Below are 13,685 nucleotides of genomic sequence, written 5' to 3'. Positions count from 1 at the left end.
AGGCCCCCAGAAACAAGAAACCCCGGCAGGAAGACCTGCCGGGGTTGACGGCGGGCAATGAAGCACTTGCCGTCGGGGTGGGTGGTGGGAGGGTGATGTCCCGCCAGCCAGGGAGCAAGAGATTGCCCCCAAGGGAGGCCGTTCGATGGATCGCCACCGAGTCGGCTGATGCCGGACTTCAAGACCGGCGGGATGGAGCGTACGACGCGCCCGCAATCGAATCAAGGCGCAGACGTCGCCCCACCATGGAACTTTTCAATCGGGGTCCACCACCCCATTCCGGGGCCTCAAAACCCCGTTTTGCAGCATGAAAGGCGGCAAGATGCCGACAAACGGCAGACCAGGGCCCACCACGCGCAAACCCGCGTGGCCATTGGGGCGCCTCGGCGGCGCGTCGATTTCGACACACTTGCTCACAGTTTTATATTACTAATTATTCTGCAAACAGCGTTCAAAACCATTGACTGGCTATTAACGTCTCCCTACCATCCGCCCACTTTTGCCCATGCGAGGGTAAACCCGACGCTGCCCACCCGGGCTCACTCAAGGCACCAAGCGCTCCGCGCTGCCATCGAGAGCAACCCCAACGAGCGTCTGCGCCGATCCCACGAACGGCGCCGACGAACAGCAAGGAGCGATCCATGAGGACCAACTCGCCGACGCCGCAGAAGAGCACGACCAGTGCCCTGGCCTCGTCCCTGAACAACGCCGCGAACGACGTGTACCGCGGCTTCATCCACACCACGCAAAACAGCCTCGCCCTGCTGGGCACGCTGGCGGCGGTGGTGCTGCTCGTCTTCGGCATGCGTGCCGACCTGCGCGCCAGCGGCGAGGAACGCCTGCTGAGTTGGCTGCTGCAGCGCCAGGAAGCGCAGCAGCTGGTCGAGCGCGAGGTGGACGTAGAACCCACCGCGATCGACCGGGTGACCGTGGCCAACCTGCGCGACCTGACCGACCAGCAGGCCAAGGTGACGCAGTGGCTCAGCCGCAAGTACCGCGTGGCGCCCGAGCCCTTGGGTGCGCTGGTGGCCGAGGCCTATCTGATCGGCGAGCGCACCCGCCTCGACCCGACCCTGCTGCTGGCCGTGATGGCCATCGAATCGCGCTTCAACCCCTTCGCGCAGAGTCCCGTGGGCGCCCAGGGCCTGATGCAGGTGCTGACCCGTGTCCACACCGACAAGTACGAGGACTTCGGCGGCGAACTCGCGGCCTTCGACCCGCTGTCGAACCTGCGCGTGGGCGCGCGCGTGCTGGAAGACGCCGTCAAGCGCTCCGGCTCGCTCGAAGGTGGCCTGCGCCTGTACGTGGGCGCCGTCTCCACGGACGGCAGTTGGTACATCAACCGCGTGATGGCCGAGCACCTGCGCATCCAGCGCGTGGCCCAGGGCAAGCCGCTCAAGCACTTCGACACGCCGCCGCCGGTGCGCGCCATCCCGGTCAACGCCCCGGCACCGGGCAGCGAGGTCGAGGCCGAGGTGCGGCCCAACGCCGCCACGCCGCCGGTCACGGCCATCCCGTCCTGACAGTCTGCCGCGCACGGCAGCGAGGGGGCTCCGGCGGCCACCGCTCGGCTAAACTAACGCGGTGCGCGACTGGCGATAGGCGGCCATCCGATCGAGGAATCGGCCGCTGACGTGGACACCCGACCGCCCTTTCCGGGCGGCTGCCGGGACAACCACTGGGAAGCGCACCGCCCGTGCCGGCAGGCCGGGCGTTCAGCCGTTCGCCTGGGCAGCCCTTGTCACGCGCAAGGTTCCTCGTCATTCAGGACTGCCATGTACGACCGCCGCACCCTCATCGAACAGACCGACCCCGAGCTGTTCGCCGCCATCCAGGCCGAGAACGCCCGCCAGGAACACCACATCGAGCTCATCGCGAGCGAGAACTACGCCAGCCCGGCCGTGATGGAGGCGCAGGGCACCCTGCTCACCAACAAGTACGCCGAGGGCTACCCCGGCAAGCGCTACTACGGCGGCTGCGAGTTCGTCGACGTGGCCGAGCAGCTCGCCATCGACCGCGCCAAGCAGCTCTTCGGTGCCGACGCCGCCAACGTACAGCCGCACTGCGGCGCCTCCGCCAACGAAGGCGTCTTCCTCGCGTTCCTCAAGCCGGGCGACACCATCATGGGCATGAGCCTGGCCGAGGGCGGACACCTTACCCACGGCATGGCGCTCAACATGAGCGGCAAGTGGTTCAACGTCGTCTCGTACGGCCTCAACGCCCGGGAAGAGATCGACTACGACGCGATGGAGCGCAAGGCCCACGAGACCAAGCCCAAGCTGATCATCGCCGGCGCCTCCGCCTACAGCCTGCGCATCGACTTCGCGCGCTTCGCCAAGGTGGCCAAAGACGTGGGCGCCATCTTCATGGTGGACATGGCGCACTACGCCGGCCTGATCGCAGCGGGCGTCTATCCCAATCCGGTGCCGCACGCCGACGTCGTGACCTCCACCACCCACAAGACCCTGCGCGGCCCGCGCGGCGGCTTCATCCTGATGAAGGCAGAGCACGAGAAGGCCATCAACAGCGCCATCTTCCCGGGCCTGCAGGGCGGCCCGCTGATGCACGTGATCGCCGCCAAGGCGGTGGCCTTCAAGGAGGCGCTCTCGCCCGAATTCAAGGTCTACCAGCAACAGGTGGCCAAGAATGCCCAGATCGTGGCCGAGACGCTCACTCAGCGTGGCCTGCGCATCGTCAGCGGGCGCACCGAGAGCCACGTCATGCTGGTCGACCTGCGCGCCAAGGGCATCACCGGCAAGGAAGCTGAGGCCGTGCTGGGCCAGGCGCACATGACGATCAACAAGAACGCCATCCCCAACGACCCCGAGAAGCCGATGGTGACCAGCGGTGTGCGCATCGGCACCCCGGCCATGACCACGCGCGGCTTCAAGGATGAAGAAGCACGCCTCACCGCCAACCTCGTGGCAGACGTGCTCGACAACCCGCGCGACCCGGCCAACATCGCAGCTGTGCGCGAGAAGGTCAACGCCCTGACCGCGCGCTTCCCGGTCTACCGCTGAACCAGGAGCGGCGGCGATGCGGTGCCCCTTCTGCGGCCATCTCGAGACCCAGGTCGTCGAGACCCGCGTCTCGGAAGACGCCGACTTCATCCGCCGCCGCCGCCGCTGCGGTCACTGCGAGAAGCGCTTCACCACCTACGAGCGGCCTGACGTCAGCTTCCCCATGGTGGTGAAGAAGGATGGTCGCCGCGTGGAGTTCGTGCCCGACAAGCTGCGGGCCTCCATCGCGCTGGCGCTGCGCAAGCGCCCGGTGAGCATCGAGCAGGTCGATGCGGCGATCGAGCGCATCGAGGAAAAGCTGCTGAACCTGGGCGCGCGCGAGGTGCCGGCCAATCGCATCGGGGAGATGGTGATGCGCGAGTTGAAGAAGCTCGACAAGGTGGCGTATATCCGGTTTGCCAGCGTGTACCGGAGTTTTGAGGATATTGACGAGTTCAGGGCGTTGGTGGATGAGGTGAAGCGGTGACGACGAGGTGGTTCGCCCCTGCGCCGGTTGGTGGATGTGCCGATGCTTCCTTTTCGAGCGGAGCGGAAATACTAAAAATGGCGTATTGCTCTTCCTGAGGCTTGCAAACCGTTCGTCTCGCTTATTTGGCACTTCGGCGCCTTTGGCCAGTGGTTTGAAGCGCCCCGCCGACAATCCGGGCGTGAAACATTCGCTAACCAGACGCCCCCCGAACCGCCCCGAGGCGCGGGGTTTTTCGCTGATCGAGCTCATGGTCACCGTGGCCGTGCTGGCGATTATTTTGGCGATCGCCGTGCCAGGGTTTCAATCATTCATTGCCTCCAGTCGCTTAACGACAGTGACCAATGACTTCGTCGGGGCGCTGACGTTTACCCGCAGCGAAGCCATTCGCCGCGGCGGGCGGGTCACCCTGTGCAAGAGCACCGATGGCGCGACCTGTACCGACGCGGGGAGCTGGCAACAAGGCTGGATCGCTTTCGTCGACGTGACGCGGGCCGGCGCCAGCGCTGAGGTCGACGCCGGGGAAACCATCGTGGCCCACTTCAACGCAGCGCCCACCGGCATGAGCGTCGTGGGCGACGCTGCCTTGGCCAACTTCGTCTCGTTCGCCGCTGATGGCACGTCCCGGACCCTGGCGGGTGCCGCGCAGGGAGGCCGCATCCGGGTATGCACCTCGGCGACGGCACTGGGCAATGACCGTCGCGCGCGCGACATCACCATTACGCCGTCGGGCCGCATCAGTTCCACGACTCCGGCGAACGTCGACGCGGCTTGTCCTCTCTGATCACCATGACGAACCCCATGGCATCCTCTTCGCAATTGCGGCGGCGATCACAGTCGGGCGTAGGCCTGATCGAGGTCCTGGTGGCCGTGCTGATCCTGGCCCTTGGCCTGCTGGGCATGGCGGGGCTGCAAGCCAACGCGCTCAAGACCAACCAGAGCGCCTATGCGCGCAGCCAGGCAGTGATGCTGAGCTACTACATGCTCGACGCAATGAGGGCCGACCGCACCGCCGCCACTTCGCAGCAGTACAACACTGGGTCGGCCGGGGGCGACGGAGTCATCGAACCTGCTTGCAGCGCCGGTGTGTTCAATCAGCCCACCCTGGTTGACAACAATCGCCGTGAGTGGCTTTTGAGCCTGCGAGACAATCTGGGAGATGCCGACACAACCTGCGGCGCCATCTTCTGCGGTGCCGGTGCCGCCAATGAATGCATTATCCAGATCACCTGGGACGACTCGCGAGCGGGTGGCCTAGGCCAACAGCGCATTGAAACCAGGAGCCGGCTGTGAAGGGCCCAGCGTCTTTGCACCGGCGCGTCACCGGCTTCAGCCTCGTGGAGCTCATGGTCGCCCTGGCCCTGGGGCTGTTTCTCATCGGCGGCATCCTCAACATCTTCCTGACCAACCAGCAAACCTTCCGCACGAACGACAACCTCGCCAGACTTCAAGAAAACGCCCGGCTGGCGTTTGAGTTGACGGCACGCGAAATCCGGCTAGCGGGGGGCAATGTCTGCGGCGCCACGCCGATCGGCAACGTGCTGAACAACAGCGCCACTCAGTGGTCATCCAACTGGGACGCGGGGCCCATTCGGGGGTTCGACGGCAATCAGGTCGCCACGGATATCGTGGCGACGGGCAATGGCGCCACACAGCGCGTCGATGGCACCGACGCCATCGTGGTGCTGACAGGCGCGATGGACACCGGGGTGATGCTGGCCAACCACGATGCGGCGACCGCTGTCGTACAGGCAGGAACCGCCGACCACGGCCTGCAAACGGGTGAAATCGTGATGGTGTGCGATCCGCAGACCGCAGTAATCGCTCAGATCACCGCAGCCAACAGTGGCACAAATGCCAATTTGACGTTTGCCGCAGGCGCTCCCCCGCCCGCTCCGGGCAACTGCACCATCGGCCTGGGCTTCCCCACGGTCTGCGGCGGAACCGGCACCACCAAGACATTTTCGCCCGGGGGCTTCATCAATCGACTGACCGCGTCCTTCTGGTACGTGGGCAACAGGGCCGACGGCGGGCGCTCGCTGTACCGGATGAATGCCGCGGGCGCGTCCGAGGAAGTCGCCGAGGGCGTCACCGATATGCAGATCAACTATCTTCTGCGCAACACAGCGTCCGGCGCCCTGGGCACTGAGTGGGTGGATGCGAGCGCCATCACCGACTGGACCGTGTCGGCCCCTCAGCAGGTTGTCGCCGTCCGCGCGCGTTTGGTGTTCCAGACCGCTCAAAGCGTCGGAACCGATCAACAACCGCTTCAACGCGAACTCCTCCAGGTGATCAGCGTGCGTAACCGGAGCCTTTGATGAGGCAAGTCTTGCAACCACGTGCCTCCTTTCGCCCGGGCCGCAGGCGGCAGCAAGGCATTGCCCTGGTCATCGCGTTGGTGCTACTGGTCATCATGTCGCTGGTCGGCCTCAATGGACTGCGGTCGGTCACGCTGGAAGAACGGATGACCGCGCACACCTATGACCGCAGCCTGTCGTTCCAAGCCGCCGAGGCGGCCTTGCGCGACGCAGAAGCCTTTGTGGAAGCCAACAAGCCTTCCCCGGCCAGCGGCTGCAACAATGGCATATGCGCCGCCCCTGTGCCGACCGCAACGCCCCGTTGGCTCGACGCTTCCTTCAATAGCTGGCGCTCGGCGGGCGCCGTCGCCAGCGGCTCCGTCACCATCACGCCGCAGTATTTTGTGGAATACCTCGGAAACACCTTCGAGTGCTTCCCTGGCTCCAGCGTGCTAATGACCTGCCGCCGCTACCGCATCACGGCGCGCAGCAACGCGGGGGCCGACAGGGCCGCTGTCATGCTGCAGTCGATTTACGCGACAGATTGAAGTCCGCGCACAGGGAGAACCCCATGTCGACCCAGACCCATCTCAACCGAACCGCGAAGTGGTTGGCCCTCTCAGCCATCATAGGATCGCAACTCACCATAGCGGCCCACGCGCTCAACTGGCCCAACACCCCGCTCAGTGCCACGGTTGGCGCTACGCCCATGGCGATGCTGATCGCCGGGCGCGACCACAAGCTGTTCTACGAGGCCTACAACGACGCATCTGACATCGATGGCAATGGCGCCATTGATGTGCGTTTCAAGCCCTCTATCAATTACTACGGACTGTTCGACTCGACACTCTGCTACACCTACTTGGGCAACAGCAGCAGCTATTCCATCGGCAGCGCCGCCGAAGTCGCCACGGAAAACGCGGAAATGTTCCAGCCTACGTCCCAGGCCGGGGCAGTAGGCACCACCAACTTCGGCAAGTGCACCGGGGCGGCGGAATGGTCGGGCAACTGGCTGAACTACGTCACCACCAGCCGCATTGACGCCCTGCGCAAGGTGCTCTATGGCGGCTTCCGCGATGTCGACAGCACCACGCAGACCGTTCTGCGCCGCGCCTACATCCCACAAGACGCGCACAGCTGGGGCAAGGAATACCACAGCGTCTCGACCGACGGCTACGACATTCGGGAATACACGCCGCTGGATCTGCCCACGAGCAGCAACAGGCGGCATTTCTTCGGCAACCTGACGGGCAACATCGACCGCAGTTGCGCGACATTGAACAACTGCAGCAACCTGCCTCCTTTGCTGCGCATCCGTCGCAACGTCGGCGGCGACAAGCGCATCTGGGAATGGGCCTCGAAAGAGCGCCCGGTGCTGGCTGACGAACTGTCTTCGGGCAGCTTCCCCAATGGCACCGGAGCAGAAGAGAACTTTACCGTTCGTGCCGAGGTCTGCACCACGGCATTTCACAACGAGTGCAAACGCTATCCCAATGGGTCATACAAGCCCATTGGTCTCCTTCACGAATATGGCGAAAACAACGCCATGCTCTTCGGCTTGATGACAGGCAGCTACGACCGGCATATGTCGGGCGGGCGCCTTCGCAAGGTGGTGTCCTCTTTTGCCAACGAGGTCAATGCCAACACCGGCCAGCTCTTGAGCGGCTCGGCGCCGATCGTCGACACGTTCAACCGCTTGCGCATTCGTGGGTTCAACCAGAGCAGCAGCAGCAACGAGTACTGGAAGTCGAGCCCTTATACCGACTCGGCCAAGGCGCCGACGGAAGGACAATTGGTGGATTGGGGCAATCCGATCGGCGAAATGCTGTTGGAGAGCGCGCGTTACTTTGCCGGATCCGGGTCCCCGCTGCCCGCGTTCGATCCCAGCGGTAGCAGCAACCGCACGCACGACACCGCGGTGGGGCTGAGCAGTGCGACATGGGATGACCCCTATCAGAACCGCCCATATTGCTCTCGAGCAAACTTCCTCGTCATCTCGGACATCAACCCGTCTTTTGATTCGGACCAAATGTCCGGTTCGACGTTTGCCAACGCTGCGCCACCAAGCCTCGGCACCGCGGGCAATCTCGCCTCGCTGAACGCCGCGACCTACGCAGGCTTCATCACCGGCATCGAAGCGGCCAGCGCCACATCCAGCATCACGGGCTTGCGGTTCATCGGCGAATCGAACAGCGTCTACGACTCCGCCCCCACGGCCAAAAATGTGACTTCGATGGCCAACATCCGGGGCCTGGCCCCGGAGGAGCCCACCAAACAGGGCAGCTACTACTCGGCGGCGGTGGCCTACTGGGCAAAGACGTCCGGCGTACGCAACCTGCCCAAGCCGAACGACGTCAACCCCCACAAGGTCACTGTCGACTCGTACGTCATCGCGCTGAGTTCGCCGTTGCCAAACTTTGAAATTCCCCTGCCCAACGGGCGCAAGATCTCCTTTGTCCCGTTCGCCAAATCTGTCGGCGGCTCAGGCATCGTGGCGACCAAGGGCGCCTATCAACCCACAAACCAGATCGTGGACTTCTACGTGGAGCAGATCGCCAACTCCACCGGCACAAGTGGCAGCGACTACAACGCCGCAGTCAATGGAGGCCGCTTCCAAGCGACCTTCCAGATCAACTTTGAAGACGTCGAGCAGGGTGGTGACCACGACATGGACGCCATTGCCCGCTACGTCATCAGGGCCAATGCCGACAACACGCTGACCGTCACCGTGACCGCCACCTACCAAGCCGGTGGCATACAGCAGAACATGGGTTACGTCGTTTCTGGCACCACCAAGGACGGCGTCTACCTGGTGGTCCGGGATGAAACCAACTCGCCGGCCTATTTCCTCAACGTGCCGCCAGGTCGGGAACCGGGCTACTGCAACGTGAGCTCCATGCCCGCCGATTGCGGCTCTCTGCCGGGCCTGGGCGTCGCCAGCACCTTTACCTTCACTCCCGGGGCCTCCGGGGCAAGCCTGTTGAAGGGTCCGTTGTGGTACCTGGCCAAGTACGGAGGCTACACGCCCGAGGACGACTCCACCAACCTCGGCCCGAACCGACGGTCCGAGTGGACGAACAGTCCCACAAGCGACCTCAACCCGACACCCAAGACTTATTTCCTCGTACAGAACCCCGGCACGCTGAAGGACCAACTGCGCGTCGCACTGGAGAACATCGGTGCCAGCAAGGGGAGCGGCAGCGGCGTCATCGCAAACAGCACCTCGTTGTCACTGGATACGTTCGTGTTCCAGGCCACCTTCAACCCTGAAGGCTGGTCCGGCGATCTGGTGGCCTACCAGGCGTCGAACGATGGGGTAAGCAATCAAACGTCGTGGAATGCAGCGAGCAGGATTCCGCCTGCAAACAGCCGCCGCATCGTCTACAACTCCGACATTAGCGGTCCCAACAAAGGGAAAGTCTTCCTTTGGGCCAATCTTTCTCCGGCAGAGAAGGCACTGTTCAACAATTCTGAGAGCCTGTTCAACTTCGTACGCGGCGACCAGACGAATGAAATCGGAAGGGGCGGTGCAGCAATCTATCGCAGCCGCGGAACGACGGTTCTGGGTGACGTTGCGCACTCCTCCCCCGCCTACAGTTCGTCGACAGAAACCGTATTTGTCGGCGCCAATGACGGGATGTTGCACGCCTTCCACGCGCCCAAATCCATCGTAGGGGCCACGCCCCCGGCAGGCACGGAACTCTTCGGCTACATCCCCAGCTCCGTCATGCCGCGCCTCAAAGACCTGGCCAACACCTCCTACACCGCCAACCATCAATACTACGTCGACGGGGACATCGCCCTCACGCCCAAACGGCTGCCATCGGACCGCGTCTACCTCGTCGGATTGTTGGGCAGAGGCGGCAAAGGGCTGTTCGGTCTGGATGTCACCGATCCCGCAAACTTCGGCCCAGCGGACGTGAAGTGGGAGTACTTCAACGCGACAGACAACGACCTGGGTTACATGTTGGGACGGCCCATCGTGACCCGCACCAACAACGACCGCCTGGTGGCCCTGGTGGGCAATGGCTACAACAGCGCCAACGGCTCCGCCGCCCTGTATGCATTTGATGTGGCCACCGGCGAAGTCATCCGAAAGATCGTCACGCCCGTAACGGGCTCCAATGGCTTGGCGACCCCTGGCCTCTTTGACCAGAACAACGATGGCATCACCGACCTCGTCTACGCCGGCGACCTGTTCGGCAATGTGTGGAAGTTCGATCTGAGTTCGGCCAACCCCGCCGACTGGGGCGTGGCCAACAATTCAGCCCCGGTCTTTGTGGCGAGGGATTCCTCCAACCGACTCCAACCCATCACGGCGCCCATGACGGTCATGGTCAACCCCGTGCAATCGGACGCGAACTTCGGCCAGCGGTTCGTCTTCTTCGGCACCGGCAAATACATCGAAGGCGGGGACCCGGTCAATACCGACACCCAGACCTGGTACAGCTTCATCGATCGAGGCATGGCCGTTGGCGGGCGGGCCAACATGACGCAAAGAACGGTGCTCATCAGCAGCACGTTCAGCGGAAGGAAGGTGCGGGCCTTCAGTGCTTCGAGTGCGGGCGACATGACCAACCGGGATGGCTGCTACATCGATCTCCCCGAGCGCGGGGAACGCATGGTGTCGGCCTCGCAAGCCTACAAGCTGGCCGAATGGACGCTCGTCGGCAGCAGCATCATTCCGGACGCCAGCAACCTTTGCGAGCCCGGTGGCAATGGCTACCTGAACGCCATCAATCCGTTCACCTGCGCTCGCTTGAGCCTGCCATTCTTCGACATCAACGAATCCAACGGATTCAACGACGACGTCATCCGGTTGCCCGACGGCACCTCGGTGTATATCGGATCGGTTGACTTGGGCGTGGGCATGCCGGGGCAGGCGCTGCTGATCGGGGACCGCCTCGTGGTTGGGGGCTCCAAAGGCACCGTCGAAGACGTCAAGGTGAACACAGGCATCGTGGCTCAAAAAGGCCGCTTGTCATGGCGTGAAATCATCCGGGACTGAGCCGCATGAAACCGATACATCCCCTGCCTCGACGTGTCCGTGGCTTTACCTTGATTGAACTGATGATTGTGGTGGCGATCGTGGCCATTCTGGCCTCGGTCGCCTATCCCAGCTATCAGTCCTATGTGCAAAAGACCCGGCGTGCGGCGGCGGCAGGCTGCATGATGGAACTGGCGCAATGGATGGAGCGCAACTACACCACGTGCCTGCGGTACGACATGACCGGCGCGAATTGCGGCACGGCAGTGACGACGGCCCAGTTGCCCGCGCTCAGTTGTAGAACCGACCTGGGCACTACGTACACGCTGCAGTTCGCTCCGGGTTTTCCCACCACCACCGCTTTCACGCTGGAGGCGATCCCAGGCGCCGCCCAGGCCGGAGACACCCGATGTGGCACCCTGCGATTGGACCAAACGGGCGGCAAGACCGTCAGCGGAGCCGGAGGTCGGGCAGCCTGCTGGTAGGCTTGCCCACATGAATGCTCATTGGACGAAGAGCCTTTTTCTCTCGGAACGGAGTCTGCTCCTCTCGAACCCAAACCCGCGTGTCGGCTGTGTGTTGGTGGCCTCCGGGGACCGCGTAATTGGCGAGGGCCACACTCAGCAAGCCGGCGCCCCGCACGCTGAGGTGATGGCCTTGCGCGACGCCCGCGCTCGTGGCGAGTCCGTGGCGGGCGCCACCGCCTATGTCACGCTGGAACCTTGCTCCCACTTTGGCCGCACCCCGCCATGCTGCGATGCCTTGATCGCAGCGCAGGTGTCGCGCGTCGTCGTGGCGACGACCGACCCCAACCCCCGCGTGGCAGGCCAGGGGCTCGAGCGCCTGCGCGCCGCGGGCGTCCAGGTCGATCTGCTCCCCACCGACCACCCCGCCGCCATCCGCAGCCGCGAACTCAACATCGGTTTCTTCAGCCGCATGATCCGAGGCACGCCCTGGGTCCGCATGAAGGTCGCCGCCTCGCTCGACGGCATCACGGCCTTGCCCAACGGACAAAGCCAATGGATCACGAGCGAGGCCGCCCGCGAAGACGGGCATCGGTGGCGCGCGCGGGCCTGCGCCGTGTTGACGGGCGCAGGCACCGTGCTGGAAGACAATCCCCGCCTCGATGCACGACTGCCTGGTCTCGTGCGGCAACCGCATCTGGCCGTGATCGACAGTCGCCTGGATACGCCGCCCACGGCGCGGCTCTTTGAACCACCCCATGGAGGCCTGCCGCGCAACCTGTGGTTCTTCCATGCCGATCCTGCCGAATCGCGCGCCAAGGCGCTGCAACAGCGCGGCGCCCACACCATCCCCCTGCCCGGAGAGAAAGGCAAAGTCGACCTTGGCGCAGCGCTGCGCGAGCTGGCTCTGCGCGAGGTGAACGAGTTGCACGTCGAGGCCGGAGCCAAGCTCAATGCCTCGCTGCTGCGAGAAGCTTGGGTGGACGAACTCCTGGTGTACCTGGCGCCCCGCCTGCTCGGGCAGGGCGCGGGCATGGCACCCCTCGGCCCGCTGGAGCGCCTCGCCGATGGCGTCGCCCTCCGGTGGCTGGACAGCCAAGCGATTGGCGCGGACCTGCGGCTGCGCGCCAGGGTCGAAGGGCGCGACGCGTTTCTCACGAACCTCTGATTGCCCCAAGGCGACCGCTCAGGCCAGATCTACTTCAAACAGAGTAGGACTTTGTTCTACATCCGTTTGACCAAACAGCCCATCGCTGAGCAGGGGCGCTTGCCTCCCCAGGACTGAACCATCGCGGGCCATGACCCGCTCTCAGGGCGTCCTGCCCAACCATCCATCCGTTTCACACCACGCTCGCCACCGAGGTGCGACAGGCCACGGCCTCGCCCTGATCGAGCTGCTGACGGCTATCGCCCTCCTGGCCATCCTTCTCGGCATCGGCATACCTTCGTTCACTGGCTTGCTGCAGCGCTGGCGTACCGACGCCACCATCGAGAGTCTGACGGCGGACGTACGCCTGGCCCGCTCCACCGCCACCCGCACCTCCCGCCCGGTGGTGATGTGCCCCCGGGCCGCGGACGGCACGTGCAGCGCAGGGGACGACTGGTCCATGGGCTGGATGGTGTTCTCCGACACCAACGGCAACGACGCCCTGGACACTGGCGAGCCGGTGATCCGGGAGCGCCAGGCGCCGACAGGCATTGCGTCAATGGCGGACGACAACAGGCCCGCACTGCTGACGTTCAGGGCGAACGGCACCCTGCGCAAAGGCCGGACCTCAGTCGCCATCCGACCAAGTCATGCAGCAGAGGCCACCGCCTCCGTCGTCATCAACGCCATGGGACGCGTCTATGTACAGGCTGGCAACTGATTCGCGACGCCGGTCAGGGTGGTCCTGCATGAAGGGTGCGTCCCTCGTCGAGGTGCTCATCGCCATCCTCCTGCTCGGCATCGGCCTGCTGGCGATGGCGCGCTTGAGCAGCGCTGCCATCGTCCACCAGAAGTCGGCACAGGTTCGGCTGACCGCACAGGCGCTGGCCCAACAGTACGTCGATCTGGCGCGCCTCAATCTCTATGGATTCGATTTGGGGGAGTACGCCATCGAGGCGACGGACGACTCGCCCTCCGCCATTGCTTTGAGCGTGGACGAGCCGGATCCGAAGACGGCCGCCGAACAAGTGGCCAGCGAAGCCCGTCGCGAGTGGCTGACGGCTGTCGGCAACGCCCTGCCCGGCGGCCAAGGCGTGGTGGTCACGCGACCGGACGCCCCCTTGCGGGAAATCGATGTCTGGATTCTGTGGGCGGAGGCATCGGCAAACGATGAGGCTTTGCGCGCCTCCGTTCAGGACGCCTGCCCGGCACACCTTGACGAGGAAGCTCTGGCCGGCATGGCCTGCCTGCATTTCCGGAGCGGCTTGTGAACAGGCGCTGGCATGGCCGCCTCCGTCGCGCGC

The 13,685-nt window shown here is 64.3% G+C and carries 12 protein-coding genes and 1 riboswitch; all 12 genes read left to right on the top strand.

Annotation, left to right across the window (positions count from 1 at the left end; all coding sequences use genetic code 11):
• The first annotated feature begins 641 nt into the window (after positions 1-641).
• The 12 genes from GTO19_RS07710 to pilV (GTO19_RS07655) all read left to right on the top strand — a co-directional run bounded on the left by GTO19_RS07710 (position 642) and on the right by pilV (GTO19_RS07655) (position 13,652).
• On the top strand, positions 642-1,523 hold the full coding sequence (locus tag GTO19_RS07710) for a lytic transglycosylase domain-containing protein (protein WP_291019970.1): 882 nt from the start codon (positions 642-644) through the stop codon (positions 1,521-1,523).
• 55 nt (positions 1,524-1,578) lie between these two features.
• Positions 1,579-1,740: riboswitch (ZMP/ZTP riboswitch) on the top strand.
• Between the two features lie 35 nt (positions 1,741-1,775).
• The gene (gene glyA, locus GTO19_RS07705) at positions 1,776-3,020 is read left to right on the top strand and encodes a serine hydroxymethyltransferase (protein WP_291019966.1); all 1,245 of its coding nucleotides are present in this window, start codon (positions 1,776-1,778) and stop codon (positions 3,018-3,020) included.
• A 16-nt stretch (positions 3,021-3,036) separates the two neighbouring features.
• Positions 3,037-3,486, top strand: coding sequence for a transcriptional regulator NrdR (gene nrdR, locus GTO19_RS07700; protein ID WP_291019963.1), 450 nt, complete (start codon positions 3,037-3,039; stop codon positions 3,484-3,486).
• 34 nt (positions 3,487-3,520) lie between these two features.
• Positions 3,521-4,270: a GspH/FimT family pseudopilin gene (locus GTO19_RS07695; RefSeq protein WP_367243804.1), complete on the top strand. Its 750-nt coding sequence runs from the start codon at positions 3,521-3,523 to the stop codon at positions 4,268-4,270.
• Positions 4,271-4,287: 17 nt separating this feature from the next.
• Positions 4,288-4,779, top strand: coding sequence for a type IV pilus modification protein PilV (gene pilV, locus GTO19_RS07690; RefSeq protein WP_291025855.1), 492 nt, complete (start codon positions 4,288-4,290; stop codon positions 4,777-4,779).
• Entirely contained in the window at positions 4,776-5,804 is a 1,029-nt protein-coding gene (locus GTO19_RS07685; protein ID WP_291019952.1) for a PilW family protein, read from the top strand. Before pilV (GTO19_RS07690) ends, GTO19_RS07685 begins: the two co-directional genes overlap by 4 nt.
• Positions 5,804-6,331, top strand: a complete 528-nt coding sequence (locus tag GTO19_RS07680) for a PilX N-terminal domain-containing pilus assembly protein (protein WP_291019949.1) — start codon at positions 5,804-5,806, stop codon at positions 6,329-6,331. Before GTO19_RS07685 ends, GTO19_RS07680 begins: the two co-directional genes overlap by 1 nt.
• A gap of 23 nt (positions 6,332-6,354) precedes the next feature.
• A complete protein-coding gene (locus GTO19_RS07675; RefSeq protein WP_291019946.1) occupies positions 6,355-10,791 on the top strand; it encodes a PilC/PilY family type IV pilus protein in 4,437 nt (1,478 codons plus the stop codon).
• A 5-nt stretch (positions 10,792-10,796) separates the two neighbouring features.
• A complete protein-coding gene (locus tag GTO19_RS07670) occupies positions 10,797-11,255 on the top strand; it encodes a type IV pilin protein (RefSeq protein WP_291019943.1) in 459 nt (152 codons plus the stop codon).
• A 10-nt stretch (positions 11,256-11,265) separates the two neighbouring features.
• Positions 11,266-12,402, top strand: coding sequence for a bifunctional diaminohydroxyphosphoribosylaminopyrimidine deaminase/5-amino-6-(5-phosphoribosylamino)uracil reductase RibD (gene ribD / locus GTO19_RS07665; protein ID WP_291019942.1), 1,137 nt, complete (start codon positions 11,266-11,268; stop codon positions 12,400-12,402).
• Between the two features lie 130 nt (positions 12,403-12,532).
• Complete coding sequence (locus GTO19_RS07660) at positions 12,533-13,102, top strand: GspH/FimT family pseudopilin (RefSeq protein ID WP_291019940.1); 570 nt, start codon at positions 12,533-12,535, stop codon at positions 13,100-13,102.
• Positions 13,103-13,130: 28 nt separating this feature from the next.
• The gene (pilV, locus tag GTO19_RS07655; RefSeq protein WP_291019938.1) at positions 13,131-13,652 is read left to right on the top strand and encodes a type IV pilus modification protein PilV; all 522 of its coding nucleotides are present in this window, start codon (positions 13,131-13,133) and stop codon (positions 13,650-13,652) included.
• The last annotated feature ends 33 nt before the right edge of the window (positions 13,653-13,685 follow it).

The organism is Hydrogenophaga sp. (assembly GCF_011772445.1).
Classification (GTDB): Bacteria; Pseudomonadota; Gammaproteobacteria; order Burkholderiales; family Burkholderiaceae_C; genus Hydrogenophaga.
Note: the sequence above shows the minus strand (reverse complement) of the source record. Positions and strands in the feature narration are given on the sequence as shown.

Excerpts from the sequence above, each read along its gene's own strand:
- GTO19_RS07670 (WP_291019943.1), top strand. The coding sequence starts at position 10,797 with ATGAAACCGATACATCCCCTGCCTCGACGTGTCCGTGGCTTTACCTTG.
- GTO19_RS07695 (WP_367243804.1), top strand. The coding sequence starts at position 3,521 with ATGTGCCGATGCTTCCTTTTCGAGCGGAGCGGAAATACTAAAAATGGC.
- GTO19_RS07660 (WP_291019940.1), top strand. The coding sequence starts at position 12,533 with ATGACCCGCTCTCAGGGCGTCCTGCCCAACCATCCATCCGTTTCACAC.
- glyA (WP_291019966.1), top strand. The coding sequence starts at position 1,776 with ATGTACGACCGCCGCACCCTCATCGAACAGACCGACCCCGAGCTGTTC.
- ribD (WP_291019942.1), top strand. The coding sequence starts at position 11,266 with ATGAATGCTCATTGGACGAAGAGCCTTTTTCTCTCGGAACGGAGTCTG.
- GTO19_RS07675 (WP_291019946.1), top strand. The coding sequence starts at position 6,355 with ATGTCGACCCAGACCCATCTCAACCGAACCGCGAAGTGGTTGGCCCTC.
- nrdR (WP_291019963.1), top strand. The coding sequence starts at position 3,037 with ATGCGGTGCCCCTTCTGCGGCCATCTCGAGACCCAGGTCGTCGAGACC.
- GTO19_RS07710 (WP_291019970.1), top strand. The coding sequence starts at position 642 with ATGAGGACCAACTCGCCGACGCCGCAGAAGAGCACGACCAGTGCCCTG.
- GTO19_RS07680 (WP_291019949.1), top strand. The coding sequence starts at position 5,804 with ATGAGGCAAGTCTTGCAACCACGTGCCTCCTTTCGCCCGGGCCGCAGG.
- pilV (WP_291019938.1), top strand. The coding sequence starts at position 13,131 with ATGAAGGGTGCGTCCCTCGTCGAGGTGCTCATCGCCATCCTCCTGCTC.
- pilV (WP_291025855.1), top strand. The coding sequence starts at position 4,288 with ATGGCATCCTCTTCGCAATTGCGGCGGCGATCACAGTCGGGCGTAGGC.